The organism is Glutamicibacter mishrai (assembly GCF_012221945.1).
GTDB lineage: Bacteria > Actinomycetota > Actinomycetes > Actinomycetales > Micrococcaceae > Glutamicibacter > Glutamicibacter mishrai.
Window position 1 is genome coordinate 504373 of sequence record NZ_CP032549.1, and the last position, 23816, is coordinate 528188.

31 protein-coding genes and 2 pseudogenes are annotated in these 23816 nt (G+C 57.8%); 16 read left to right on the forward strand and 17 right to left on the reverse strand.

Going from position 1 to position 23816, the window contains the following annotated elements; translation table 11 throughout:
* Positions 1-8: 8 nt before the first annotated feature.
* Both D3791_RS02335 and D3791_RS02340 read left to right on the forward strand, forming a co-directional pair.
* Positions 9-1208 (forward strand): acyl-CoA dehydrogenase family protein, encoded by a 1200-nt coding sequence (locus D3791_RS02335; protein ID WP_172511189.1) that lies wholly within the window; start codon positions 9-11, stop codon positions 1206-1208.
* A gap of 65 nt (positions 1209-1273) precedes the next feature.
* Positions 1274-1738 (forward strand): hypothetical protein, encoded by a 465-nt coding sequence (locus D3791_RS02340; protein WP_058254782.1) that lies wholly within the window; start codon positions 1274-1276, stop codon positions 1736-1738.
* Here the strand turns inward: D3791_RS02340 and D3791_RS02345 are convergent.
* Positions 1735-2568: an MBL fold metallo-hydrolase gene (locus D3791_RS02345; protein ID WP_172511190.1), complete on the reverse strand. Its 834-nt coding sequence runs from the start codon at positions 2566-2568 to the stop codon at positions 1735-1737. The two genes, D3791_RS02340 and D3791_RS02345, sit on opposite strands and share 4 nt — an antisense overlap.
* Before the next feature lie 190 nt (positions 2569-2758).
* Here D3791_RS02345 and D3791_RS02350 point away from each other — a divergent pair, with 190 nt between their 5' ends.
* From D3791_RS02350 to D3791_RS02360, 3 genes are read left to right on the forward strand one after another with little or no spacing between them, the layout of a single operon-like run.
* Complete coding sequence (locus D3791_RS02350; protein WP_172511191.1) at positions 2759-3442, forward strand: MSMEG_4193 family putative phosphomutase; 684 nt, start codon at positions 2759-2761, stop codon at positions 3440-3442.
* A 10-nt stretch (positions 3443-3452) separates the two neighbouring features.
* The gene (locus tag D3791_RS02355; RefSeq protein WP_172511192.1) at positions 3453-3980 is read left to right on the forward strand and encodes a DUF3090 domain-containing protein; all 528 of its coding nucleotides are present in this window, start codon (positions 3453-3455) and stop codon (positions 3978-3980) included.
* Positions 3977-4744: an SCO1664 family protein gene (locus D3791_RS02360; RefSeq protein WP_172511193.1), complete on the forward strand. Its 768-nt coding sequence runs from the start codon at positions 3977-3979 to the stop codon at positions 4742-4744. Before D3791_RS02355 ends, D3791_RS02360 begins: the two co-directional genes overlap by 4 nt.
* On the opposite strand, the gene D3791_RS02365 is transcribed toward D3791_RS02360, so the two are convergent.
* Genes D3791_RS02365 through D3791_RS02375 form a run of 3 tightly spaced genes read right to left on the reverse strand, consistent with a single transcriptional unit; the run spans position 4736 to position 6633 of the window.
* Positions 4736-5218: a GNAT family N-acetyltransferase gene (locus D3791_RS02365; RefSeq protein WP_246242275.1), complete on the reverse strand. Its 483-nt coding sequence runs from the start codon at positions 5216-5218 to the stop codon at positions 4736-4738. The genes D3791_RS02360 and D3791_RS02365 overlap by 9 nt on opposite strands.
* Positions 5219-5268: 50 nt before the next feature.
* Positions 5269-5991 carry a class I SAM-dependent methyltransferase gene (locus D3791_RS02370; protein ID WP_172511195.1) on the reverse strand — a complete coding sequence of 241 codons (723 nt, stop codon included), beginning with the start codon at positions 5989-5991 and terminating at the stop codon, positions 5269-5271.
* Between the two features lie 24 nt (positions 5992-6015).
* Positions 6016-6633: a TetR/AcrR family transcriptional regulator gene (locus D3791_RS02375; RefSeq protein ID WP_172511196.1), complete on the reverse strand. Its 618-nt coding sequence runs from the start codon at positions 6631-6633 to the stop codon at positions 6016-6018.
* Positions 6634-6663: 30 nt separating this feature from the next.
* Here D3791_RS02375 and D3791_RS02380 point away from each other — a divergent pair, with 30 nt between their 5' ends.
* Positions 6664-7461, forward strand: a complete 798-nt coding sequence (locus D3791_RS02380) for an SDR family NAD(P)-dependent oxidoreductase (protein ID WP_172511197.1) — start codon at positions 6664-6666, stop codon at positions 7459-7461.
* Positions 7458-8462 (forward strand): SLAC1 family transporter, encoded by a 1005-nt coding sequence (locus D3791_RS02385; protein ID WP_172511198.1) that lies wholly within the window; start codon positions 7458-7460, stop codon positions 8460-8462. The genes D3791_RS02380 and D3791_RS02385 overlap by 4 nt, the downstream gene beginning before the upstream one ends.
* 158 nt (positions 8463-8620) lie before the next feature.
* Here D3791_RS02385 and D3791_RS02390 read toward each other — a convergent pair whose 3' ends face one another.
* Entirely contained in the window at positions 8621-9028 is a 408-nt protein-coding gene (locus D3791_RS02390; protein WP_172511199.1) for an isochorismatase family protein, read from the reverse strand.
* Positions 9029-9245: 217 nt separating this feature from the next.
* Between D3791_RS02390 and D3791_RS02395 the strand changes: the two genes are divergently transcribed.
* Positions 9246-9689 (forward strand): MarR family winged helix-turn-helix transcriptional regulator, encoded by a 444-nt coding sequence (locus tag D3791_RS02395; RefSeq protein ID WP_172511200.1) that lies wholly within the window; start codon positions 9246-9248, stop codon positions 9687-9689.
* A gap of 191 nt (positions 9690-9880) precedes the next feature.
* A complete protein-coding gene (locus D3791_RS02400) occupies positions 9881-10513 on the forward strand; it encodes an NAD(P)-dependent oxidoreductase (protein WP_172511201.1) in 633 nt (210 codons plus the stop codon).
* A 118-nt stretch (positions 10514-10631) separates the two neighbouring features.
* Here D3791_RS02400 and D3791_RS02405 read toward each other — a convergent pair whose 3' ends face one another.
* The 3 genes from D3791_RS02405 to D3791_RS02415 form a co-directional block, all read right to left on the reverse strand.
* A complete protein-coding gene (locus D3791_RS02405) occupies positions 10632-11021 on the reverse strand; it encodes a VOC family protein (RefSeq protein WP_172511202.1) in 390 nt (129 codons plus the stop codon).
* Positions 11022-11105: 84 nt separating this feature from the next.
* The gene (locus D3791_RS02410; protein ID WP_172511203.1) at positions 11106-11879 is read right to left on the reverse strand and encodes an SDR family NAD(P)-dependent oxidoreductase; all 774 of its coding nucleotides are present in this window, start codon (positions 11877-11879) and stop codon (positions 11106-11108) included.
* Between the two features lie 191 nt (positions 11880-12070).
* Entirely contained in the window at positions 12071-12772 is a 702-nt protein-coding gene (locus tag D3791_RS02415) for a hypothetical protein (protein WP_172511204.1), read from the reverse strand.
* Positions 12773-12913: 141 nt separating this feature from the next.
* Here D3791_RS02415 and D3791_RS02420 point away from each other — a divergent pair, with 141 nt between their 5' ends.
* Positions 12914-13417, forward strand: coding sequence for a mycothiol transferase (locus D3791_RS02420; protein ID WP_172511205.1), 504 nt, complete (start codon positions 12914-12916; stop codon positions 13415-13417).
* Positions 13418-13486: 69 nt separating this feature from the next.
* Here the strand turns inward: D3791_RS02420 and D3791_RS16705 are convergent, their stop codons facing one another.
* Positions 13487-14530 (reverse strand): GNAT family N-acetyltransferase, encoded by a 1044-nt coding sequence (locus tag D3791_RS16705; protein ID WP_246242278.1) that lies wholly within the window; start codon positions 14528-14530, stop codon positions 13487-13489.
* 162 nt (positions 14531-14692) lie between these two features.
* Here D3791_RS16705 and D3791_RS02435 point away from each other — a divergent pair, with 162 nt between their 5' ends.
* The 3 genes from D3791_RS02435 to D3791_RS02445 all read left to right on the forward strand — a co-directional run bounded on the left by D3791_RS02435 (position 14693) and on the right by D3791_RS02445 (position 16455).
* A complete protein-coding gene (locus tag D3791_RS02435; protein WP_172511206.1) occupies positions 14693-14980 on the forward strand; it encodes a DUF4287 domain-containing protein in 288 nt (95 codons plus the stop codon).
* A gap of 140 nt (positions 14981-15120) precedes the next feature.
* Positions 15121-16089 carry an alpha/beta hydrolase gene (locus D3791_RS02440; RefSeq protein WP_172511207.1) on the forward strand — a complete coding sequence of 323 codons (969 nt, stop codon included), beginning with the start codon at positions 15121-15123 and terminating at the stop codon, positions 16087-16089.
* Positions 16090-16134: 45 nt separating this feature from the next.
* The gene (locus tag D3791_RS02445; protein WP_172511208.1) at positions 16135-16455 is read left to right on the forward strand and encodes a YciI family protein; all 321 of its coding nucleotides are present in this window, start codon (positions 16135-16137) and stop codon (positions 16453-16455) included.
* A gap of 16 nt (positions 16456-16471) precedes the next feature.
* Here D3791_RS02445 and D3791_RS02450 read toward each other — a convergent pair whose 3' ends face one another.
* Both D3791_RS02450 and D3791_RS02460 read right to left on the reverse strand, forming a co-directional pair.
* Positions 16472-17245 carry a zinc-binding dehydrogenase gene (locus D3791_RS02450; RefSeq protein ID WP_216847358.1) on the reverse strand — a complete coding sequence of 258 codons (774 nt, stop codon included), beginning with the start codon at positions 17243-17245 and terminating at the stop codon, positions 16472-16474.
* 62 nt (positions 17246-17307) lie between these two features.
* Positions 17308-18149, reverse strand: a pseudogene (locus tag D3791_RS02460) (SDR family oxidoreductase).
* Positions 18150-18282: 133 nt separating this feature from the next.
* Here D3791_RS02460 and D3791_RS02465 point away from each other — a divergent pair.
* Both D3791_RS02465 and D3791_RS02470 read left to right on the forward strand, forming a co-directional pair.
* Positions 18283-19027: pseudogene (locus tag D3791_RS02465) on the forward strand (helix-turn-helix domain-containing protein).
* Positions 19028-19076: 49 nt separating this feature from the next.
* A complete protein-coding gene (locus D3791_RS02470) occupies positions 19077-19466 on the forward strand; it encodes a VOC family protein (protein WP_172511210.1) in 390 nt (129 codons plus the stop codon).
* A gap of 42 nt (positions 19467-19508) precedes the next feature.
* Here D3791_RS02470 and D3791_RS02475 read toward each other — a convergent pair whose 3' ends face one another.
* Positions 19509-20333, reverse strand: a complete 825-nt coding sequence (locus D3791_RS02475) for an alpha/beta fold hydrolase (protein ID WP_172511211.1) — start codon at positions 20331-20333, stop codon at positions 19509-19511.
* 7 nt (positions 20334-20340) lie between these two features.
* Complete coding sequence (locus tag D3791_RS02480) at positions 20341-20838, reverse strand: DUF6578 domain-containing protein (RefSeq protein ID WP_172511212.1); 498 nt, start codon at positions 20836-20838, stop codon at positions 20341-20343.
* 454 nt (positions 20839-21292) lie between these two features.
* On the opposite strand from D3791_RS02480, the gene D3791_RS02485 reads away from it, so the two are divergent.
* Positions 21293-21673: a VOC family protein gene (locus D3791_RS02485; RefSeq protein ID WP_172511213.1), complete on the forward strand. Its 381-nt coding sequence runs from the start codon at positions 21293-21295 to the stop codon at positions 21671-21673.
* A gap of 55 nt (positions 21674-21728) precedes the next feature.
* Here D3791_RS02485 and D3791_RS16860 read toward each other — a convergent pair whose 3' ends face one another.
* From D3791_RS16860 to D3791_RS02500, 4 genes are all read right to left on the reverse strand, one after another.
* Positions 21729-21941 carry a dihydrofolate reductase family protein gene (locus D3791_RS16860; protein ID WP_343034512.1) on the reverse strand — a complete coding sequence of 71 codons (213 nt, stop codon included), beginning with the start codon at positions 21939-21941 and terminating at the stop codon, positions 21729-21731.
* A 113-nt stretch (positions 21942-22054) separates the two neighbouring features.
* Positions 22055-22372 carry a hypothetical protein gene (locus D3791_RS16865; RefSeq protein WP_343034513.1) on the reverse strand — a complete coding sequence of 106 codons (318 nt, stop codon included), beginning with the start codon at positions 22370-22372 and terminating at the stop codon, positions 22055-22057.
* Between the two features lie 232 nt (positions 22373-22604).
* Positions 22605-23141, reverse strand: coding sequence for an isochorismatase family protein (locus tag D3791_RS02495; protein WP_172511214.1), 537 nt, complete (start codon positions 23139-23141; stop codon positions 22605-22607).
* The gene (locus D3791_RS02500) at positions 23141-23443 is read right to left on the reverse strand and encodes a HigA family addiction module antitoxin (protein WP_172511215.1); all 303 of its coding nucleotides are present in this window, start codon (positions 23441-23443) and stop codon (positions 23141-23143) included. Before D3791_RS02500 ends, D3791_RS02495 begins: the two co-directional genes overlap by 1 nt.
* Between the last annotated feature and the right edge of the window lie 373 nt (positions 23444-23816).

A 23816-nucleotide genomic window follows, 5' to 3' on the forward strand; every position in this document is an offset into this window, starting at 1 on the left:
GAGAAACCGTGAGCGCTGATCCGTGGAAGACCTACGATCTGAGCCAGCCGCTGGACACCGACTATCTCTCGGCTTTCGCAAGTGCCACGACAGCGGATCGTGAACATTGGCAGCGAGCCCGCCAATTTGCCCAGGAGGTTTTCCCGGTCATCAATCAGCATTGGGAGAACGCGTTTTATCCTGTGGACCTCGTCCGCCGCATGGGTGAACTTGATCTGCTCACCGATGGACTGGAGATTGGCGGCCACGCAGTCTTCTCTCCCCTCGCGGCCGGTCTTGTCACCATGGAGATCTCCCGTGCCGACGGGTCAATGGCTGCCGCGGCGGCGGTCCAAGGCGGGCTGGTCCTCAGGAGCTTGAAGCTCTTCGGAACTGCCGAACAACAAGACCAATATCTAGAGCCGATCGCCACCGGAACGCTGCTTGGCGGGTTTGCCCTCACCGAACCGCACCACGGTTCCGACTCCGTCAGCTTGGAGACGAGCGCCCGCTTCGACGGCAAGACCTGGATGCTCAACGGCAGCAAAAAATGGATTGGCAATGGGGCCGCCGGAGGCATCACCATTGTGTGGGCCCGGGATGAAGGCGACGGGCAAATCAAAGGCTTTATCGTCGATCAGCAAGCTGCTGGCTATGAAGCCACACCGGTTCGCGGCAAGGGCGTGCTCAGGGCCATCGAACAAGCCAAGATCAGGCTGCAAAACGTGCGAGTCCCCGATTCGGCCTTCCTGGCTCAGGCGCGGTCATTCAAGGATGTCTCGAAGGCGCTCGTTGATACACGAGTCAATGTCGGTTGGTCAGCGCTTGGCCATGCCCTGTTCGTCTTTGAAGCCGCACTTCAGTACTCGAAACAGCGAGAACAGTTCGGCAAGCCGCTAGGTGCCCATCAAATGGTGCAAGAGCGTCTTGCACAAATGCTCGCGGAGCTGACCAACATGCAGTTGCAGTGCGCCGCGGTCGCCTCGGAACAGGCAGCCGGACGGCTTCGACCAGCGCAAGCTTCCCTGTTGAAATATCACAACACGCGTGCTGCCCGGCGGGTGGCCGCTACGGCACGAGACATGCTCGGTGGCAACGGGATCCTCTTGGAGAATCACGTGATTCGCCATGTTGGGGATATCGAAGCTCTTCATACCTACGAAGGTACCGAGTCGATCCAGGCGCTGATCTTGGGCCGTGACCTCACGGGTCTGAGCGCCTTCGGCTGAGTATTAATGCGCTGATCAATTACGATGAGCATTAGCTGCCGAGTTTCTGAATCGAAGGACTAATCATGTCGTCTGTCGTTGATTTCAAAGAGGTCTCCACCGTTGGTTTGGAAACCTCTCCTGTAGCTGACGCTCTGGCAGGTTTGCGGGCTAATGAAGCCCGGTACCTGAAGAATAAATTCGACCATGATTTTGTGGTTATGGACGCGTCAGAGGCAGAGGACGTTGTTGCCTGGATTCACAATATCCTGGCCCAGGAACGTGACCTGCATATAGCTTCCCGCCCGTTGCAGGCCTGTGTCTTTGAAGCCGATGGTGCCAAGCGCGCCTACGTTTTCTACGAGTCGGGACTGTCCATCAATGTTCTCTACGGTATTGCGGACGGTGACAAACGGGCCGTCGGATTCAAGCTCTCCGACGGCATGGAGGTGCCGGAAGAACTGGCTGACAAATTCAAGTTTGCTCGCCAGAAGTCCAAGCTGGCTGGAACGATTCGCGGGTCCTACTTTGTGATCAAGGGCGAGTACTAATCCCCTATTTCCCGATATCCGTCCTTGGCTGCCTCGCGCAAAAATTCTTCGGGCCAAACATGAAGAAGCCGAGCAGAAAAATCGATTCGCTCCGCGGGAATCCTTGCCGTTTGCGCGCTTCGAATCTCTTGGGCCAGCAACTGGAAATCCTTCAATTGCTCAATGACGAAGGAACGTTCCACGGGCCGGCCGTGTCCTGGAATGATCACGTGCGAGTCGCTGATGTCGTCCAGCAGTGACGTGAGCACTCCCGGCCAGCCCAGCGGATGGGCTCCGGAACCAAACATCGGCGGGCCCGATTCCTCAATGATGTCTCCGAGGAACCACACGCCGGCGTCAGGAATGTGGATTGCCAAGTCGGAATCCGTGTGGCCCGCGGCTAAGGGGATCAGTTCAATGTCACGGCCGCCGACGCTGATGAGCTCTCGTTCTTCAATCAGAACTGTTGGCGGGGTGAGAATGACGTCCTGCCAGGACTTGTCCGGTTCCGCCGCCGGATGGCTTTTCACACGAGCTAGATACGGTTTTTCGTATCTCTCAAAGTGATCGGGAACGAGGTAGTGCCCGTAGATCGGGATTCCCGCAGCCTTGAAAACCTGATTGCCGAAGGTGTGGTCATAGTGGGCGTGCGTATTGATGACCGCGACAATTTCCTGTCCAAACCACTGGGCGACATCCATGATGATTTCCTCGGCTTCGGCGGGATTGTTGCGGGTATCGATGATGGTGGAGCCGGTGGGCCCCACCACTAATCCGATGGAAACATCCAGTGGTTCATATCGGCGGTGGAAGACGCCTTCAGCAACCTTGTTCCATTGGCCATTAGACATGTGTGCTCCCTCGTGGTGTCACCAACCGTTTTACGCGCGCCTCGGCGTGGTGATTAGTGTTGATACTAACGTGAATCTAGCCGTTGAATTCCCCTGCCTCTCATCTGGGCTGTTGGGTGTGTCCCATCTCAAGGAAACGGATTGCCACCAAAATGTCGCGCGGTTTACACCGGGTGACTAGGCTGGGTAAATGGCCACTGTAATTCTTGTGCGGCATGGCCGCACCACTGCCAATGCTTCTGGCATCTTGGCCGGACGGGCGCCTGGCGTCAGCCTCGACGATACCGGCAAGGCCCAAGCTGAGCGGACCGCTTCGCGGTTGGCGGCTGTGCCTCTGGCAGGCATAGTTTCCAGCCCATTGGAACGCTGCCAGCAAACAGCGCAGTTCATTGTCCAGGCGCAGAAGAATGCCCTGGAACTTCAGTTTTCCGCGGACCTCACCGAATGCGATTACGGCAGCTGGCAGGGAAGCAAGCTCAGCGACCTGTCGGTTCAGGCACTGTGGTCGAAAGTCCAGGCGAATCCCTCAGCCGTGACATTCCCGGACGGCGAGTCCATGGCTGGCATGCAGGCCCGTGCGGTCGCAGAAATCCGCCGGCTCGATGCAGCCTTTGAAGCTGAACTTGGAAGCAGTGCGGTCTGGGTTGCTGTGAGCCACGGCGATATCATCAAATCCGTAGTCGCTGATGCGTTGGGCATGCATCTGGATTTGTTCCAACGCGTGAACGTGGGACCGGCCTCCGCGTCGATTATCCACTACGGCTCCGGTTCCCCGAGCGTGCACTCGGTCAATACCGAGGAAGGGGATCTGTCCTGGCTGGCCCCCGGAATCAAAACAGTTGACGCCCCGGTGGGCGGCGGAGCAGGAAACTAAGGAAGTAGATATGACGACAGAAGTCCACGAATTCAATTGGCCAGATCGCGTTGTCATTGGCACCGTCGGTGAACCCGGCTCCCGCACATTTTATTTGCAGGCTCGTGCCGGGTCGAGCTTGACCAGCATAGCTTTGGAGAAGCAACAGGCAGCTGTTGTTGCCGAGATGATCGACGAAATCCTCGATCAGGTTTCCACCGTTGCAGGGAACCCGTTTAGCGTTCCGACCCACACACCCGTCGAGTTGGTCGATAACGAACCTTTGGAAGATGTTATCGAAGCTTTCAGGGTCGGTTCGATGAACCTTGGCTGGGACGCCACCGTGGCGCAGGTCGTTTTGGAGGCGTTCTCCTTCGATGAGGAACGCCCTGATGACGGTTCCGATGCCGTGATGCAGGTGCGAATGCCGGTGGGAACCGCTCGTGCCTTCGCCATGCGCACCCACGAGGTAGTCGCCGCCGGACGCCCTGTTTGTTCTTCGTGCGGCTACCCGATTGATCCAGACGGCCACACGTGCCAGGGACCCGAACTTTCATGACCCAAGCGGACCTGCTCAACGGTGAACTCGAACTCACCGGGCGCATCACCACGGCTTCCAATGCCACGTTTGTCGGCACCATTGATTCTGTCAGTGTGGTCTACAAGCCGATTGCCGGTGAAAAACCGCTCTGGGATTTCCCGGAACATACCCTGGCCTACCGCGAAGTCGCTGCCTATCTGCTTTCCGAGTCTTTAGGCTGGAATCTCGTGCCGCAAACCTGGCTCCGGGAAGGCCGATTTGGCGAAGGCATGGTGCAGCTGTGGCAAGAGGTGGCTCCGGGGCAACAGGCCGTGAATCTCATGGCGACCCACAGCGTCCCGACGCAGGGATGGAAGACGGTCCTGAACGGGCAGGATGAAGACGGGCAGCAGGTGAGCTTGCTTCACGAAGATAGCGTGGCGTTGCGCCGGATGGCTGTCTTCGATGTGCTGGTCAATAATGCGGACCGCAAGGGCGATCATGTATTGGCTATGTCCGATGGGCACCGGTTTGGCGTCGACCACGGGTTGAGTTTCCATGATGAGCACAAGTTGCGCACGGTGTTGTGGGGCTGGATTGGCGAGCCCTTATCCGAGGAGGAGCTAGATGGCATTGATCGTGTCAGCGAAGCCTTGAATTCCACGCTGGGCGTGGAACTTGGCCAGTTGCTCAGCGAAGTGGAGCTCGAAGCCCTGCACCAACGCTGCTTGCAGCTGCGCCAGGACGCCCGCTTCCCTGGCCCGAGCGGGGACATGCCAGCGGTGCCCTGGCCACTATTCTGAGCAGGGGTATCGCTTTGGGCCTGCTTTACCCCGCAGCGTACGGCGCCAGATGCGTGAGCGGGATTCCACTGTTGCCCTTCGATAGGCGGCAACTTCACCTGTGGGCTTGTAGCCTAGGCTTTTCCAGAAAGGTTCTGCAGCCCCAGCGTTGGAGTCCACGATAGCCAGCCGCAGGTCCTGGAGCACATCGATCTTGAGCAATTCCGAGACCATGGCTTCATGCAGTTCATGCCCCAGCCCTTGGCGGGCTCGAAGTGAGTCCGTCATCAGCAGGCCGATATGCGCCGTGCAGGGTTCAGGCCAACCAATGATGACATCACAGAACGCCACCAGAAGATCTCCGTCCCACAACCCGAACCCGCGTTTTTGCTCTGCAGATACGCTGGGCGGCAAAGCCGTCAGTGCATCCTGCGCTGCACAAGGTTCGACTTCACTTCCTGAAATCCTGAACGTATAGCCTGCGTTGGTTTCCATCAGCCGCTGCAAGGCTGGCGCGTCACCCAATTCGACTGGTTTGAACCTGTTCATCTTGCCCGGGCCTCAAAAATCATGACTGCTTGGCTGCCATCGAATGGTGTCCGGTCCCAGGTCCCCCAAATATTTTCAACAACGAAGCCCGCCGCCTCCAATTGCGAGTTAATTTGCTGGTCCGTACGGAAAACCAGCACCACATCGTCTTGCACTATCTCGCCACTGTCTTCGAATCGAGCGAATGATTCGAGCAGAACCTTCCCGTCGCCCAGTTCCCTTGTCTGGCACCACTCGGTCTGCAAACCAAAGGGAGTCATCCTTGTGGTTGGCTCTTCCTTTGCCCAGGTTTCCCATGCGCGACGTAATGGGTTCCGGCTTTCAAAGCACAGCAACGAATCGATCGCTAGATTCCTTCTCAAGTTTTCTAAGGTTTGTTGCCACAGTGGATCCGGAATGTGCTGGGCGACGTTGCCCGACATCACGGCATAGTCGAATGACCTATGGTTGAGCACACGGCAATCGCCTTCAATCCATTGCACTCGTTCTGCACCTGGGCGTACCCGCGCATATTCGAGCATGGCTGTCGATGGATCAAGGCCGAGGACTTCCCGGTCTTTGCCGGCCAAGGTGACGGTGAGAATTCCGGTGCCGCAGCCGACGTCGATAATTCGCCGTGCACCTATTTGATCGGCTCGCGAGCGGTAATAGTCGTGATCCGGGCCGTCTGGGTTATCGGCGTCGTAGAGCGCGACGATGCGCGGGTCGTAGTCGTTCACATAGGCCTCTTTTCTGGTTGGCAGTCAGCCGCGAACTGCAGCGATCATGGTGCGGAAAACGTCGAGGACGTCTCCTTCACCGCCGGATTCCACCCAGATATCTACTGACGCATCAAGGCAGGAGAGCGCGGTGGCAACAATGCCGCGGGCTGCGATGTCGCGGCCATCCCCATGAATACGCAGCGCAATTTCGGGGGCGAGCAAATCTTGCCACCGTTTTTGTTTTTCAAGGCGGAATCGCTGCAAGGCTGGGGTCTGCCGCAGGAGTTGGGCTACTTGCAAAGTTCGATCCTTGGAACTCATTGGCCCCCGGCCGTCCGAGCTGAATGCTGCGGCATATAGCGAATCCCACGGCGATTCATCGGTTGGCCGTTCCTTGAGTGCGGCGAGCATCTCATTTCCGCGAACTGCAATGTCTGCCGCGGCCATCTCTTCCTTAGAGGTGAAATAGCGAAAGAGCGACCTCCTAGACACCCCGACCCGCTCAGCAATCTCATCAACCGTCGTGGCGTCGAAGCCCTGGGCAAGGAACATGTCCATTGCCGTCTTGCTGATATCGGCTCTTACTGCCAGGCGCGTGCGTTCTCGAAGACCAACTTCATTCATAACGCCATCATAGCGAAGTTCGACACCTTTTGGCACCCAGTGCCAAAGTAAGTATAGGATGCCGACATGGATAAAATTGACTACACTCAGGAAACTACACTTGTCACCGGTGCCAGTTCCGGGCTTGGCGCAGAATTCGCACGGCAATTAGCAGCCCGCGGCTCCAACCTCATACTGGTCGCCCGCAGGGCGGATCGACTCCATGACCTTGAATCGGATCTGACGGGCAAATACGGGATCAGCGTGACGACGGTTCCGTTCGACCTCGCCACGGCAGACTCCGGACGACGCCTGCATCAAGAACTCACCCAACGCGGCGTCAAAGCCACCAGCCTGATCAATTGCGCTGGATTTGGAACACACGGGGATTTCACACAGGAGGACGCGGAACGAATACAGCAAGAGATCACCCTCAACGTCGCCGCCCTGGTCGACGCCACACACGCCTTCCTCCCAGACCTTCGCGGCGTATTGGTCAACGTCGCCAGCCTCCTGGCATACCAGTCATGGCCAACAGCTGCGGTCTATGGCGCCACCAAGGCCTTCGTATTGAGCTTCACGGAGGCGCTGTGGGAAGAAATGCAAGACAATGATCTTCGGATCCTGGCGCTGGGCCCCGGGCCAACACGCACAGAATTTTTCGACGTCGCCGGATCAGATCAAATGAGCGCCGGAGCTCCCATGCAGACCTCGGCCCAAGTAGTAAGAACCGCCCTCCGGGTACTTGACCGTCGCACCCCTCCCCCAAGCGTCGTTTCAGGTCCTATCAACAAGGTGATTGCTACGCTGCCTCGACTCCTGCCTCGCCGCTTGGCGGTACAGACTTTCGGCAAGATCGTGCGCCGAGGAGCCGTGGCCAAATGACCCATTCACCACAAGCTACCGTTGAGCGAGCACGCCATTCGGCGGGCGACTCGCGAAGGCTGCGGCACTCAACCCTAGGGATCTCCCTTGGATTTGGCGGAGCCGGAAGCGCCTGGAGCCTGGCTCATCTGTATTTCGGCGCACCCGCATTCATTTCGGAAATCCTGTTCGGCGCCAGCGCGCTGTGGTGGCTTATCGTCACCGCGGCTCGCGCGCCTTTGACGCCCCGCCGCTTCGCTTACCTGCGCGATGACTTCCGCAATCCTTCCGACGGACCGCTCCTGGCCTACATTCCGATCATTGCGCTGCTGTTGACAAGCCATTACGGGCCACATCTGGGATCAACCGCCCAATCAGCACTCAGCCTCGGTTTCGTCGCATTGCTGTCTCTGGTATGCGCCCGACTGCTGGCCGTGTGGCTCAGCGGCGAGATGCAACTGGAACACATCCATCCGGGCTATGCCCTGCCCGTCATCGCCGGCCCTTTCATCGCCAGCATGACTCTGACTGCGACAGGATTCCCTTCCCTGGCCGTCGGGGCCATCGCTGTCGGCGGTTTCTACTGGCTGTCCATGGGAACCATTATTTTCTTGCGCCTGCTACACGGACCCGATCTCCCCCGCCCTCTGAAACCAACTCTTGCTGTTCTCGTGACCCCACCCGTCACGGCCGGGCTCGCGTGGTTTTCATTGCGCAACGGCATCTTAGACGCAGTACAGCAAGGCCTGGCCGGCATCATCGTACTCTTGCTGTTGATGCAAATTTTCTTGGCTTCGCGGTACCTGCGAGGCGGATTTCATATCGGCTGGTGGGCTCTGGCATTCCCAACTGGGGCCATGGCTTCCTACGCCATTCGCTGGTCTATCAGCTCACAGAGCTCAACGAGCGACGTTATTGCGTGGATCGCGCTGGCCTTCTCGGCAATCCTGCTCGTTGCACTGATGGTTTGCACCATACTCTCAGCTCGACGGCCTAGCACACAGGCGGCGCAGCAAGACTAGTTTCATTCAAATAGCCATCAATTGTGCATGCCAAATGATAGGCCCGTGGACGAGCGGACATCGAATCTCTTCCCGGGATATCGCAGCCCAGCAAAATAAATGTTCGTACGAGCAATGATTTCCTGGGCTGCGATTTTCGTTCCGCCCCAATCTGCATCCTAGGTGGTGTGAGCATCGACCACGCGCGTGACGTCTAAGCCCAACACGGCAGCACGTTGAGTTGTGATCCGGATACAGAAATCACTCTGGTCACCTGCCGCGACCAGAAGCTTCTCCCCCAGACGGTCGAAATCAGGAGTTAGGTCGCTCCGGGTGAACGAATCGCGATATTCCTTGCGAATAACCGGCTCGTTTGGCAGCCGAGTCAAGCCGCGGACAAGTTCCGAATCGGTGGTTCCCGCACCCACTGGATCGTGCACCACCGACACGACAGGAACTTCTTTTCCTCGCGCGCGTTCCACCAGCGAAGCCACACGCTGGATTGCCTCTTTTTCCTGGAAGCACCCGGAAACCGCGCCTTGTTGCATATCAACAATGAGAAGCACTGACCTGTCACCTGAAACCATGTAGAAATCTTATTAGCGGATCACTACATATCTAGTCAGCTTATATTACTAACCACCCTTGGTTCGTAACTGATAAACCCGCAACAAAGAGGCGGTCACCCAGGACCTCCAACAGCCACTTATCGACAGCGCAACCGCACGCCACGTAAGGCCACCAGGCAATGGCAGGCCAGTGACATATCAACCGGCGCGTAACAACCCAGAGGGCATGAAGAATATGGATCAAGAACAGAAAACCGATTTGGGAATGTCTCTTTTCATCCCCTATCGCCACACCGAGGACCGCATGTTCAAAGCGGTCCAGGATGCCGGCTTCAACGACTGGACGCTCGCACAGTGCAGAGTGCTGCAGCGCATTTCGCCTGAAGGATCCCGCCTTACAGATCTTGCCGACCAGGCCCAAATGAGCAAACAGAGCGCGGGGGTTCTCGTTGACCAGCTGGAAAAGCTGGGATACGTGGCTCGAATTCCCGATCCTTCCGACGGTCGCGCCCGGCTCATAGTTCTCGAAAAGCGTGGATTGGACGCGGTCAAAGTCGCCATGGCCACAATGGATGCGATCCATGCGGAATGGAGGGAATACCTGGGGTCGCGAAACTTTGCACTACTGGAAGACCTCCTGTGGCAACTGCGCGAAATCACCGATCCTTACACCGGGTAAAACCCTTGAAGGTTATCAACTAACTTATTGGCATGGTCAATAACATTGACTAAAGCAGTCAATGTTCCTGACGATATATCGCTGAATATTGCGATATCTCCCCTGACCGTTGCGCAACACACTCCTTGCAGCGCGACCCCCTCATCGGACTCACGTCATGCCATGAATTTTTCAGTAGAAAGAGAACCGTCATGAAACTGCTTGTTATCGGCGCAACCGGACGCACAGGTGCCCTGCTCATCACCAAGGCACTCGACGAGGGGCACGAAGTCACTGCCCTGGTTCGAAACGCCAAGGTCGACATCGACCCGCGAGTCCAGATTGTCCAGGGCAGCGTCACCGACGCCAATGCCATTGCCAACGCAGCAACCGGGCACGATGCGATCATTAGCGCATTGGGTGTCCGTAGCATCAGCGAGACTCCAACGCTGATAACTGACATGGTCCGCGCTGTCATTGCCTCTTCCAAGATCTCAGGTGTTAACCGTTTCGTCTTGCTCTCTGCTTTTGGCGTAGGAGACTCCCTTGCCAAGGCCTCCTGGATTGCTTCGACGCTCTTCCGCACCATGCTGAAAAAGGTCTACGCCGACAAAGCCAACTCCGAACAGCTCTTGATCGCAAGTGACCTGGTTTGGACCCTTGAATACCCTGGTGCCTTGAACGATCACGCCGGGAAGTCGTACACAGCAACCGAGCTGGATAATGTTTCGAAGCTGCCGCTCGTTCCAGCAACGTCCCGTGCAAGCGTTGCCGACTTCCTTCTGCGTTCAGCCGTGGATGGAACATTTATTCGCCAGATCGCCGTCGTCACTGACAAGAAATAGAGGTGCGTGCCCGGCCCACCCCTGGAAATCCAGCGAGATGACCGGGCAACAAGCTCTCTAATCTGGCAATGCTCGCGCAAGAGATAGCGCACCACCGCCACAGCCTTCACGTCGCTCTTTACCGCGAGGCTGGCGTCATGATTTCGATACGATTGCCGAATCCGTCACGGGCATGAAATCGTACATACCCTTCGAAGGTATCGCGCTCCGCCCAGGACGATTCATAACCTTGGCTTTCTATCCTCTGTGCGGTTGCTTCCAGCTCCTCTAAAGAGTCGACAACAAGCCCAGGATGAGCTTTTCGAGCCGCAGAAAAAGGCTCATCAACGCCGAGATGGATTTCCGCGATGACGACGTCACCATCATAGGCTCGGAACCAGCAACCACCTCGACCTCTTAAAGAAGGTGGTTTCGTGGCCTCGTGAAGACCGAGAGCTTGGGCATAAAACCGGCGAGCTTCCTCTTCTTCTCCACTGGGCATCGAGATCTGTACGTGATGAAGTTTCATCTTGGCCTCCAACTGTAGAACTGCGAGTGGTTCAAAGCTTGATTGGATCAGCACAAATGCAAACCGCGCCGTGAACTTCCATATTTATTTTGGTTGCAGCATTCGCTTGGCGAGCGGTGCCATGAACCGAGGCGGCAAAAGTCGAGCCAGCAATGCACTCGCCTTGTTCATCCCGCCATCAATGACGGCAGGTCCGTTGGCTTCCAGCGCCGACAAGGCAGTCCAAGCGACTTGCTCCGGCTGCCGTTTTCCGCGTGCAGGTGCAGAGTTCATGGGAGTCAAGGTCGGTCCAGGGCTGACAGCCACTACCCGCACCCCGCTATCGCGGGTCTCCGCCCACAAAGCCTGGGTAAAAGACAGCACATATGCTTTTGATGCTGCATAGACGGCCAAAAGCGGGGCCGGGCTATAGGCTCCCGTGCTGGCTACGTTGATGATCGCCCCGTGCCCTCGTCGGACCATATCGGCGACAACCATTGTGGTTAATTCAGTCAGCGCCCCGACGTTCAGATCAACAAGCTGCCTCAGGATGGCAGGCTCGTATTCGGCAACCAAGTCCTTGGAACTCGTTCCTGCGCTGTTGACCAGCATCTCGATATCGATTCCCACCTCGGCGACTTTTGCGATCAATTCGCTAGCAGCTCCCGGGCTATGGAGATTCGAGGCAATGTTTTCGCCAGTCACGCCATGATTCTGGCTCAGTCCAGCGGCCGTCTGTTCGAGTCGATCCGATGCCCGAGCCACCAGAATGATGTTGGCACCGGCGGCAGCAAGCTCGTTGGCAATTGCCACCCCGATGCCACTCGACCCTCCAGTGACCAGTGCGTATTTTCCCGCCATTTCGCTCAAGGTCGTCATGGCCTCAGCCTATACCTTCGTGTTGGCGTAAGTTCCCTGGCCTAGCGCATGCGGCGCTTGATATCTCTGTTGGCGTATTGCTGCTGGATCAGCGGATGAAAATGCTCTTCAAGCGCGACAGCAAGCCCCGTGGCTTTTGAGAGCCGCGCTCTTCGAATTCAGCAAATTCCATCGCAATGTCGTCTTGGACATCAAAGGCCCTGAGGACTTCGCTGATTTGGCCGATGACCAGAAGGTCTATATGGATTCCAGTGATCTCGCCCTGTGCATCCCTCGTTTCCAGCACTGGAAAAACCCGGTCGGGACGAGGCAATGAGCATTGCGATATTCTCGCCATTGCTTGCCATGGGCAGCGGGGTGATCAGCGAACCGAGCGGGCCATCAATTTCGGTGTCCATCCGATCGAACCAGCCAGAAGCATCACTGGGAGATATGACGGACTCGAACCAGGTGGCAGGGTCTGCTGGCATGCCTGGGGCGATAGCCTCGGCATCCGTGATCGCCACGCTGGACATGTCCGAAGACGGGATTCCGCGAAGGTCTGGTAATCCCGAAACACCGGCAATGGCACGAGTCCCAGCGTCCAAGCCCGTTTGGAGGAATTGCGCAGGTGCCACGGAAACGGTTGGTTCATCAGAAATGACAAGACTCAGGTAAGCAGGTCGGCTCAAGGAGTAGTCATAGCTTTCCGGAACATGCGCGATAGTCGCAACAACCCGATGGTCGCCGGCAGGCACGTTAATCATCCCAGGTGTCTGCAACAACAGCGGATCGCATACGGCCGCTATGCCCGAGCGGATATGCAGTTCTCCGAGTTCGTGCGCTTTGAATCTTGCCGGTTGCCCGTCAGGAAGCCTGAACACACCCGAACGCAAAGCAAATAGCTGATCCACGTACATGACATTCCCGCTTCCTGCCCCAAGGCGGATAGGCCGTCCTCCAACTGTCTACAGCGTAGCCGACCCCGCTGTTGCAGCTGCATCTATTCCGGCCGGTCATATTCAATTTCGAGATCCAACAGGCACAATGGAACTATGAATGCCCACGCAATATTTGCAGATTTTATCCAACGTCCTATCGATGCAGCTCATCGCCTCCCGGAGCTAACCGGCGAACAGCTGAATGCGCATCCAGAGAATCATCCGAATTCTATTGCTTGGTTGCTGTGGCACACCGGCCGCGAAATTGATGTCCAGCTATCCCACCTCTACGGCAAGCCTGAAGTCTGGGAGTCCTTCCGCGAACGTTTTGATTTGGGTGAACTTGGCGATTCCGTGGGTTATGGGCACACCACTGAGCAGGCCCGCAAGATTCAGGTTTCAGATCGACAGCTTTTGGTGGACTACGTGGAAGCCTGCCTTCGAGCACTCGCGGACTACATCAATGTGTTGGCCGAAACCGATCTGGATGAGGTTATCGACACCAGCTGGGAGACACCGGTGACCCGTGGCGTGCGTCTGGTTTCCATCGTCGATGACGCCACTCAGCACATTGGCCAGGCTGCTTATGTTGCCGGAGCGGTGACGGCTGCAAGCTAGCTCCCATCGAAGTGCGGCCCGCAATGAATCGAGGCTTAATGGTGCACGCGGCGCAGTACTCCCCTGCGCTCACAACGGCTTGACCATGATCAAGCACGGCGTTTCAGGTCCCCAGAGATCAGTTTCCTCCAGGGCGAGAAAACCGCAACCCTCATAAAAATGGCGTGTCCTGGCGTATCCAGCATCTGGGTGCGATGGGCCGAGAGTCTTGACTTCCAAAAGGCGTGCACCTCTGGCACGAGCATCAGCCTCGATGGCTGTCATCATCGCGGTGCCGACGCCGGTTCCGTGCGCCTGGCGGTCCACGAGCATCAAGTGGATTTCGGCAACGTGCCGGAAGTGCCGGTCAACAAGCGTCACGCCGAGAACAGCTCCTGACTCATCGCGGACTGTCCAGGTCTCCTTGGCTTGAGCAGCTTCGATGTACTCTTTGTTCGTTTCCGGCTGGCCAAACCATTCGGGCACCGTGGCCAACAATCGTTCCACATCCTTCGGAACTGGTTCATCTAGGCGAGCTATGCGGGCTTTCTTGGCGCCTTGGTAATCAAGTCGCTCCTCCCAGTCCTGGCGAAGCAATCCATAGACCCAGGAATCCGAAGTATCTCCGTTGACGGTGCAGTCCTGGCGCAGGGTGCCTTCAAGCCGAAATCCGAGTTTCTCCAGGACTCTGGCCGAGGCAATATTGCGCGTATCCGCTTCAGCTTGGACTCGGTTTAGATCAACAGTTTGATAGGCCCAGCCCAGCAAGGCCTCGACCGCTTCAGTGGCATATCCCCGGCCCCAGGATGCTTCGCTGAGGCAATAGCCTACGGACGCGCTACGGAATTCCGGGTTCCACGAATTGAAGGTGCACCATCCCAGGAACGCGGAGTCCGATTGTCGTTCAATGACCAGCCGGGTTCCTGTTCCTTCATCGGCCATTCGCGCGTTGCCTTCCATGAATCTGGCGATCGACGACTGATCGCTCCAAGGCGGAGAATCCCAGTAGCGCAGCACCTTTGCGTTACTCTGCAATGCGTAGAGATTGGAGCCATCCGATTCGGCAAAACCCCGCAGCCTCAGGCGCGCAGTCTGCAAAGTTGGAACGGGCAATGCTGATACGGGCTTAGTCATGCAATGCATACTGCCACGAATCCAGCACCGCCACGAGGCCCCCAAGCTCGCTCGTTGCCAAAGTACCGGTCGAGGAAAAGCCTTGCCCAGCGTCAAAATCGGAAGGTAGTCTACCGTCTAAGCGCCGCTCGGCGCCCTCTCCTATCATCGACAGGCGACCCCATGTCCTTCCAAGCGTATTTGGACACTATCGAGAAAAAGACAGGCCTGACTCCGCGACAGCTCATAGCCATCGCCCATGAGAAGGGGCTCGATGCGCCCGGGACCAAAGCATCCGAGATCTTGGCTTGGTTGAAGGACGACTACGAACTGGGTCGCGGGCACGGCATGGCGCTAGTGCATGTCATTCAAAAGGACCCAACGATCAGCAGTAAACATGTCGGCAGTGGCGGCACGCACAGCGACGAGTCGGATACTTTGTGGCTCGATGGCATCGCGACCAAGCCCTAGTTTCCAGCGGTCCCCCGCACATGATCCCGCACTCACAATTCAGCGCGAGGAGTTGCTGAAACTGGCTGTCTGACCACTGCTTTCGGAGTAGTCTGACACATACGCCGCTGTCCTGCCCCCCCGAGGAAGAGGGATTTTTAATGCCACTCGCCCATCCGCGACCGCCCTTCGATCCAGAATTAGAAGCAATTCTTTCTTCTGCCGAAGCCCAGCTTCCGCCAACGCTGACGGCAGAGATGATTCCGCTGCTTCGACAAGCCAATCCTGTCGAGGTTCCACCGGAGGAAGTGCTGGCTGGGACGGGCATCGTTCGCCGCGATGTCACGATCCCAGGTTTCGAGGGCGCGGAGATCGAGATATCGGTTTTGCAGCGTGAAGGGCGCACAGGGCGCGGACCTGGAATCTATTACCCCCATGGCGGAGGGATGGTCATCGACGACCGATGGGCAGGGTTGAGCCAGTTCCTGCCATGGGTCATCGAAAACGACGCGGTGGCAATCACCGTCGAATATCGCCTGGCTCCCGAATTCCCCGACCCCTATCCTGTCGAAGACGCCTACGCCGGCTTGCTGTGGACCAGTGAGCATGGCGAGGAGCTCGGCATCGATCCCGACCGCCTCATTATTGCCGGCGCCAGTGCAGGCGGTGGATTGGCTGCGGGCATCGCTCTGCTAGCCAGGGACCGCAAGGGCCCAGCACTGGCAGGCCAGGTGCTCATCTATCCGATGCTTGATGACCGGGACGCTACGGTCTCTACAGTGCAGATTGATGGAGAAGGGATTTGGGACCGGGGCAGCAACATCTTGGGCTGGAGCGCACTGCTCGGCGAGCGCAAGGGCACCGACGAGGTGTCCACCTATGCCGCACCGGCGCGCGCGACGGATTTGTCTGGTCTGCCTCCGGCCTATATCGATTGTGGTTCGGCAGAAGTGTTCCGGGATGAAGACGTCGCCTACGCGACATTGCTCTGGCAGAGCGGCGTCCAAGCTGAGCTTCATGTGTGGCCCGGCGGCTACCACGGCTTTGACATGAGCGCTCCGGATTCCGTGTTGGGCAAGAAGATGATTTCCACCCGCAGCCAATGGATTGCGCAGATCCTGAAAGGCTAGGTCTTTCCTCTTCTGCATGGCCTTGGGCCTTGTTAACATGAGCTTATGACGAGCACTGACGGCAAGGCTGATGCGCTGGTGTGGGTCGCTCTGATCCACACGCCGGGTCCGACCGCGACAAGCCCGATGTCAAAGGATCCCCGCTTCGTGAAGCATCTGGCCGTCCTCCGCTCGCTGGCGCAGGAGGGCTGGCTCGTCGCGGCCGGTTCTTTTAGCGACGCTGATGGCGAGGGAATGACCGTCGTTCGCGTACCCCATTCTGTGGGCATTCAAAAGATTTCAACGCTGGCTCGCGCCGATGAGTCCGTGACATCCGGGTTGTTCGACGTACGCATCCGGCCGTGGAATTTCGCTATGACCGGCTAAGGACACGCGCTTCGCCCTAGTCGTCGAGATCAGACATATCCAGCACGAAGCGATACCGGACGTCGCCGCGGGCCAAACGTTCAAGTGCCTCTTCGACTCGCGTGGAAGGCAGTACCTCGACGTCCGCAACCACCTGGTGTTCAGCACAGAATTCCAGCAGTTCCGCAGTCCGTCGGCGGTCGCCGCTTCCCGCTGACGATAGCTTCTTGCGTCCGATCAGCTGGTCGGTGGCTGCTAGCGATACGTCGCCGAGGTATCCGAGCAGGCACAGTTCCCCATCCAGCGCCAGCAGCGAAAGGTATGGCGCCAATTCGTGATTGACTGCCACAGTATCGAGGATGACATCGAATTGCCCACGCACTGCTGACATGGCGGCCTCGTCGGTCGAGAGCAACAATCGCTGTGAGCCCAAGCGTGCAACATCTTCGGCTTTGTCTGCGGTGCGGCTGATGACCGTGGTGTCAGCACCCAAGACAACCGCCAATTTGACGGCGAGGTGGCCTAGACCGCCAAGTCCCACGACGGCTACCCGCGTGCCAAGGCCCACGTTCATGGCGCGCAATGGCTCCCATACGGTCACCCCGGCACACATCAACGGTGCGGCAACGGCGGCGAAGGCCTGATCGCGATCGGCGATATCCGTTGCCAGAGCCAAGGCGCTGCCGCCGGCTGCTTCAATTTCTGCTACCAGTGTTGCCAGTCGATCCTTGCGCCTGGCAACCAGTGCTACCGATGCGCCCCTGGCGGGCAAGCTCCAATGCGGTGGCGTGCCCGATGCCGCTACTGGCACCGGTGACAATTGCTACGGTTCCGTTCAACTTGTTCACTTGAACGCTCCCTTCGTGGTTTGTTTTAGTCCTCGTGGCCAAGCCCGGTGGACAGGTCCGCATGCGCGTGAGCCTCAGCCCTCAGCTGCTGGCCCTTGGCGGCAATCGCCTCAACAGCGTCTGCACCGGCGACCCAACGCAGCGGCGGCTCGTCGAGTGCGAGCACCTTGACCAGGCTGGCAGCGAGCTTGGCAGGATCTCCGGCCTGCTGTCCGTTCATGCCCTTCCACGCCTCAATGGTCTGTTCGGTCGCCTGGTCATAGTCCTCGACGCTGACTTCTGGCCAGATCGTGGAGGCGCCTTCGACCAGCAGCTCAGTGCGGAAGAATCCAGGCTCGACAATGGTCGTGCCAATACCGAAGCGGGACAGCTCTGGTGCGATCGACTCCATCCAGCCCTCCAACGCGAACTTCGAGGCAGCGTAAGCAGAGGTGAATTCCCCGCCAACGGCGCCTGCCAAGGAAGTAATGGTGGCAACGCGTCCACTGCGCTGGGCACGCATGACCGGCAGCACGGCCCGGGTCACGTTCAGCGTTCCGAAGAAGTTCATTTCCATCTGCGCACGGACTTGGGCCGAGCTCAGGGTCTCGAAGAATTCTGCGTAGAACATGCCGGCGTTGTTCACCAGCACGTCAATGCGCCTGAAGCGCTCTTCGGCACGCTCGATGGCGTTCTGTGCCGAAGCTTCATCGGTGATGTCCAGTGCGATTGGGATCAGCGCTTCATGCTCGCCAGAACCTGCGTCACCTTGGCTTCTGAACGGGCGGTGGCGATGACTCGATATACCGCAGCCAGCGCCGCCTTGGCGATGTTGATTCCCATGCCTCGAGCTGCGCCGGTGATGAGCCAAACCTGTTGATCAGTCATTGTCCTTGAATCCTTTCGGGGAAATATCTTTCATCATCAAGTAGACCGTTGCTTCAAAAGGCCCACCACGCCCGCTTTATACGTGTACTGACGGGGCCACCCTCAGCGGCCACCAGCTACGTACACTTGAGGCATGCAGGCAAAAGGTGACATCAAGGAGTTCCTTACGACCCGACGAGCTCGGCTCACCCCGCAACAGGTTGGCCTGCCCGACTACGGCGGACGGCGTCGAGTGCCTGCACTGCGCCGTGAAGAGGTTGCGCTCTTGTCCGGGATCAGCGTGGAGTACTACAACCGCCTTGAACGTGGCGTCGCCACCGGTGCCTCGCCTGCAGTGATCGATGGCTTGGCCCGCGCCCTGCAGTTGGATGACCTTGAAACCGAGCACCTGCGACGGTTGATCCATGCCGCGGACTCACCTGCGCCACGCCGAACTTCACGGATCAAAAGGCAACGGATCCACCCAGCGCTGCAACAGTTGCTTGACGCGATGAGCACTGTGCCTGCCATTGTGCAAAATGGGCGCAGCGAGCTGGTGGCCGCCAATGCACTGGCGACGGCACTGCATTCCGAGGTGTTTGAACAGGAGCAAAAACCACCGAGCTTCCCGCGCTATGTTTTCCTCGATGCGCGGTCCCAGCGCTTCTACCGGGACTGGGATGAAGCTGCGGATATGACCGTAGCGTTGCTGCGCACCCAAGCCGGACAGGACCCACGACCTGGCCCTTCAGGCCCTGATCGGGGAGCTTTCCACGCAGAGCGAGACCTTCCGGCGCATGTGGGCCGAGCACAGGGTTCGCGAGCACCGGACCGGAGTGAAAAGGCTCCACCATGCCTCCGTCGGGGAAATTGAGTTTGCTTTCGACGATGTGCGCTGACATTGACCCGCTTGTTGCCTTCGAGACCAAATGAAATAAGAATTGACGAATGGATCTGTTCCGTTCGCCTCAAATTGTTCTGTTCACTCGTGATATCAACCGAGCCAGCGATTTCTACCGCGCGCTCGGGTTCGAGGAGGCCTTCCGGACGCCCGAAACCGGAACCCCGATTCACGTGGACCTCGTGCTCGATGGATACAGAATTGGGCTGGCCACGGAATCCAGCACCCGCGAAGACCACGGGCTGGAGCCCGTTGCCAGTGGGCAGCGCGCCGCGGTGATCCTGTGGACAGACGATGTTCCTGTTGCTTACGCCCGACTTGTCGAGCTTGGCGCCAATGCTATTAAGCCACCCGAGAGATGGCTGGAAAACCTGCTCATCGCCTGGGTCGAAGACCCGGATGGCCATCTCGTGCAAGTAGTGCAGTCGCTGAAATGATCAGACTACGGTTACGCCAGGATGCTCCCACTGTGGCTTGGATCAGCGCTCGGGCGAGGTAGTACCTCTTGTGCCTTCACGGGACATCCAAAGTTGGAGAACTCCAATCCACTCTTCAAAATTGTCCAAATGGGCATCGTGACTACCGCTAGAGAGATCCACTCTGTGGGTATCTGGCCGACGTCGGATCAACTCCGATTTTTCAGCTTCACTGAACATCCCATTTTTTGCAAAAATTGCGACCGTGGGAACACTCAACTTCTGCCATTGCTCCCAAGACGGCTCGTGTACGGCTTCGATAGTCCGTTGCATGATATCTGCGTCGAAACGTGGGACTAGCCCTGTTGGTGTTGTCTTTAAGTCAGCCACCCATGCGTCAACAATCGCTTCATCACCTAAGAACTCACGTGCAGTTTTTTCGTCTGCAAATGGCGCTGGCCACGATGCGAAGTACCTACCCAGACCGGCGGCTTCTTCAGGATCTTCGTTGCCGGCGACATGACCTTCCAACATGACCAGTCCGTCGACTAAGTCCGGGCGTGTAGCAGCAACGAGAAAGGCAGTATGTGCTCCCATGGATTGGCCAACCAGCGTCACTCGCTGACCCTGAGACAATTCTTCGATCACTGCGATGACGTCACTGACAAACGCTGCGCGTGATAGGTCTTCAGGCCGACGGGTAGTCCGGCCATGTCCTCTCTGGTCCACCATAAGGACACGATGATCTGACAGTGCACGGGCAGTCGGTATCATCTCTCTGGAGCTACCCGCGAGCCCATGAAGCAACACGACGACCGGGCCGTCGGAACCTATCTCGTCGACCGCAACCGAGACTCCATCAGGACGCTGAATAAAGTGGGTATTCACGAGGCTCCTAGTCCACTTCAAGTGTGATCAGGTACCCGGAAATCTCCGGGCTGATTTGCTCCCCGAACACCGTGTGGTCTGGCCCTGCCCCTTCAGGCTGCGCGTCAGGATCAGGAACTACCGAGACAGGTTTGAGACGGCTCGTTCCTGTCTGCCTTTCACCTTCGGCTTCCCCGGGCTCAGTGTTGCCAAAGCTCACGAAGACTCCGCCACCAAGATCCTGCAACGGCGGGTCCGGCGTTGTCCGAGGCGTCACCGTCCACTTCATATCTGCGATGACGGCATCGAGCGCAACGATGCGACCTTGCCGAACGACTGTTTCGTCATCCTGGTGAGTTTCCACGCCGGTAATGGGTTTAGGAAGTACAGAGGATAGCTCTGAACGCATAGTTTGGGCATACTCGGTGTCGTATTGAACGTCCAATTCCGCGATATCACCAATTCGAAGAGGATCGCCACAGCATCCCCATTCCCACTCGGCAGTGTAATAGCGCTCTAGTTTCATGCGATCCTCACGCGTTCGTCACCCATCACATTTTCAATCGAAGTCGACCGCCCTGGCACTATCTGAGCGTTGGGGGATCAACAGCTCATCAATTCCACCAAAACTTTCAACAGCGTTCAACAAAGCGACTGCGATGTTCGGTCGATGCACGTGGGATGTCAAGATGTCCCAGACTTCGGCCACTATCAACCGTCCATGGCGTTTGGCCTGCGCAACTTGCAACTCCTTGATGACCCATCGAGTCCCCGAACAATAATCGACCGCATGCGCAACACTTCCCTGCTGTTATCCATATATCTCACGTCAATACGACTGCCAATCTAGTCTTGTCGCTTCCGGACGTGGCGAGTGCACCACATCCGCCACATACAGGCCAGAATCTGACCGGTATTGGTAATAACGTCAAATCTGCGGCCAGGTTCACAGGCCGCATTCACGACCAGAGGAGATAGCAATGCAATTGGCAGCCACCCGAATTTTCACCGACAATGTCGATACTCTCGTCTCGTTCTATGAAGCCCTGACCGGAATCACTGCTGCGCGGCTTCATCCGATGTTTGCTGAGCTTCGAACTCCCGCCGGGACGCTTGCCATTGCCAGCACCGCGACGGTGCCATTAATGAGAGAAGGCATTGCGAAAGCTGGCGCGAATCACAGCGTGATCCTCGATTTTCGCGTTGCTGATGTCGACGCTACCTACCTAGCGCTACAAAGCGTAGTTACAGATTTTGTCAATGAACCGACCGACATGCCATGGGGCAATCGCTCACTACTGTTGAAAGATCCCGACGGAAATCTAATCAACTTCTTCACGCCGATTCCTGATATCAGGTAGACGCGATCCCTCCGACATTCGGTCAGCACCAATTTCAGCACCAGGTTTGAATTGCCTACGCACGAGCCTTACGGTTCCACAGCTGATGCGTCAGGCCGCTGGCGGTGCTGACCGATTCGACGGTGAACCGGTCTTCCAATCCAGCCAGATGATCCCAGATCCGCACGCCAGTGCCGAGCACAACGGAAACGATGGCAATGTGCAGGAAGTCAATGAGATCCGCATGCAGGAATTGGCTCACGGTCGACGGCCCGCCACCGATCCGCACATCCTGCCCGCCCGCCGCATCCCGTGCAAGACGCAGTGCCTCTTCTGGAGAAGCATCTACGAAGTGGAAACTGGTGCCATTTGTGAACTCAATGGCCTCGCGCGGGTAATGGGTCAGGATGAAGCACGGTGTGAGGAAGGAGGTTCATCTCCCCACCATCCTTCCCAGCCATCGTCGGGCCACTGCCCGGATTGCGGACCGAATTTGCGGCGGCCCATGAGTTCTGCGCCGACTCCTTGTCCCCACATGCTGAATATTGCTTTGTCCACGCTCGTTGGACCGTCGGCGCCATGAATGCCGTGGATGACCCGGCCATCGAACTTGCTGAAAAGAGCCCCGGCCTCACCGATCGGCTTTTCGAGCGTCACGTAATCGCCCGCGGCATATCCGTCAGAGGAAACGAAAAGATTGTGAACTCGCGTGCGATACATGACCGCTCCCTGAACAATGTCGCTATGAAATCATTCGAACACTAACGCCGAGCGATCCCACAAGGCAAGGGTTTCAGAACACCATTACCAGAGAAGCAACGGGGAATAGCAGCGTGCGGGTCACGAATCGAGAAAGAACTGCGACGGTAAATGGTAGATCTGCACGGACGCCAGAGCTAATCAAAATTAGACGTCGAGCCGGATGTCTGCGATGTCTTCGCGCATACCACCCTCAGAGCTCGACTTCAGAATGAGTCACAACATCGAACCGCTGTCCCGGATACCGCAAGCCAGCGAAGTACATGTTCGTATGCGCCACGATCTGCTCTCCAGTGATAGTCGCGCCGTCCCACTGGGCATCTCCGGTCGTATGGGCATCTCCCACAAGGGTGACGTCGTATCCCTCGATTGCTGCGCGCTGAGTAGTAGTCCTAATGCAGTAGTCCGATTGCGCCCCCGCAATGATCAGACGAGTCGCACCCAACTGGTCGAGAGTATCCCGCAGCGACGTCTGCGCGAACGAATCGCGATAGTTCTTCCTCACGATAGCTTCGCCATCGATTCGTTCCAGCGGCGGAACGAGGTCCCAGTCGGGTGTACCTGCTCCTACCGGGTCATGCATCACCCAGATCACCGGCACGGAATGAGCCCGTGCTCGGTCGATGAGCGTTGCTGCGCGGTTCACTACCCCATCCGCATCAATGCAGCCGGGAACCACACCCTGCTGCATGTCGATGATCACGAGTACCGATTCAGTAGTCTCCGACATCACGCGACCTCCAGCGGCGTGATCGACGCGATCTGATCCCCTGCAGCATCCTCTGCGCGATCCAGCTCGTAGTGGCTTTGGAGGTTGATCCAGAACTCAGCCGACGTGCCGAAGTACTTCGCCAGCCGCAACGCGGTGTCCGCGGTGATCCCCCGCTTGCCGTGCACGATCTCATTGATCCGACGCGGCGGCACCCCGATCGACACGGCGAGCTTGTTCTGAGTGATCCCGAACCCCTCGATAAAGTCCTCCAGGAGGATCTCCCCCGGGTGGATCGGCTCGATCTTGTCAGTGGTAGTCAACGATCTCCACCTCCTCCGGTCCGGCGTCCGTCCACACGAAACAGATCCGCCGCTGGTCTTTGATCCCGATGTGCGCTGACCGGCTCGATCACCATTCAGCGCCTCGAGCCGATTACCGGGTGGGACGCGAAGGTCATCGAGCACCGCCGCAGATCCCACCTGGCGTAGCTTGCGCAACGCGACTCGATGGACCCTCGGATCGATCGAGCGCACACGCTCTCGACGCCACAGCCGTTCGGTCTCCTTGCTACCGAACGATCTGATCACGCGACCGGGGTATACCGCGGGCCGTTTATAGCGCTAGACGTTAAACCTGAACTCGGCCGAGCCTCGCACGGACCAACCTCTGGAATTCGGCGACTGATGCACCCGA

Bases quoted from the DNA above. Each gene is read 5' to 3' on its own strand.
- D3791_RS02340 (WP_058254782.1), top strand. From the start codon at position 1,274: ATGTCGTCTGTCGTTGATTTCAAAGAGGTCTCCACCGTTGGTTTGGAA.
- D3791_RS02345 (WP_172511190.1), bottom strand. From the start codon at position 2,568: ATGTCTAATGGCCAATGGAACAAGGTTGCTGAAGGCGTCTTCCACCGC.
- D3791_RS02350 (WP_172511191.1), top strand. From the start codon at position 2,759: ATGGCCACTGTAATTCTTGTGCGGCATGGCCGCACCACTGCCAATGCT.
- D3791_RS02355 (WP_172511192.1), top strand. From the start codon at position 3,453: ATGACGACAGAAGTCCACGAATTCAATTGGCCAGATCGCGTTGTCATT.
- D3791_RS02360 (WP_172511193.1), top strand. From the start codon at position 3,977: ATGACCCAAGCGGACCTGCTCAACGGTGAACTCGAACTCACCGGGCGC.
- D3791_RS02365 (WP_246242275.1), bottom strand. From the start codon at position 5,218: ATGGAAACCAACGCAGGCTATACGTTCAGGATTTCAGGAAGTGAAGTC.
- D3791_RS02380 (WP_172511197.1), top strand. From the start codon at position 6,664: ATGGATAAAATTGACTACACTCAGGAAACTACACTTGTCACCGGTGCC.
- D3791_RS02385 (WP_172511198.1), top strand. From the start codon at position 7,458: ATGACCCATTCACCACAAGCTACCGTTGAGCGAGCACGCCATTCGGCG.
- D3791_RS02390 (WP_172511199.1), bottom strand. From the start codon at position 9,028: ATGGTTTCAGGTGACAGGTCAGTGCTTCTCATTGTTGATATGCAACAA.
- D3791_RS02395 (WP_172511200.1), top strand. From the start codon at position 9,246: ATGGATCAAGAACAGAAAACCGATTTGGGAATGTCTCTTTTCATCCCC.
- D3791_RS02400 (WP_172511201.1), top strand. From the start codon at position 9,881: ATGAAACTGCTTGTTATCGGCGCAACCGGACGCACAGGTGCCCTGCTC.
- D3791_RS02405 (WP_172511202.1), bottom strand. From the start codon at position 11,021: ATGAAACTTCATCACGTACAGATCTCGATGCCCAGTGGAGAAGAAGAG.
- D3791_RS02410 (WP_172511203.1), bottom strand. From the start codon at position 11,879: ATGACGACCTTGAGCGAAATGGCGGGAAAATACGCACTGGTCACTGGA.
- D3791_RS02420 (WP_172511205.1), top strand. From the start codon at position 12,914: ATGAATGCCCACGCAATATTTGCAGATTTTATCCAACGTCCTATCGAT.
- D3791_RS16705 (WP_246242278.1), bottom strand. From the start codon at position 14,530: ATGACTAAGCCCGTATCAGCATTGCCCGTTCCAACTTTGCAGACTGCG.
- D3791_RS02435 (WP_172511206.1), top strand. From the start codon at position 14,693: ATGTCCTTCCAAGCGTATTTGGACACTATCGAGAAAAAGACAGGCCTG.
- D3791_RS02440 (WP_172511207.1), top strand. From the start codon at position 15,121: ATGCCACTCGCCCATCCGCGACCGCCCTTCGATCCAGAATTAGAAGCA.
- D3791_RS02445 (WP_172511208.1), top strand. From the start codon at position 16,135: ATGACGAGCACTGACGGCAAGGCTGATGCGCTGGTGTGGGTCGCTCTG.
- D3791_RS02470 (WP_172511210.1), top strand. From the start codon at position 19,077: ATGGATCTGTTCCGTTCGCCTCAAATTGTTCTGTTCACTCGTGATATC.
- D3791_RS02480 (WP_172511212.1), bottom strand. From the start codon at position 20,838: ATGAAACTAGAGCGCTATTACACTGCCGAGTGGGAATGGGGATGCTGT.
- D3791_RS02485 (WP_172511213.1), top strand. From the start codon at position 21,293: ATGCAATTGGCAGCCACCCGAATTTTCACCGACAATGTCGATACTCTC.
- D3791_RS16865 (WP_343034513.1), bottom strand. From the start codon at position 22,372: ATGTATCGCACGCGAGTTCACAATCTTTTCGTTTCCTCTGACGGATAT.
- D3791_RS02495 (WP_172511214.1), bottom strand. From the start codon at position 23,141: ATGTCGGAGACTACTGAATCGGTACTCGTGATCATCGACATGCAGCAG.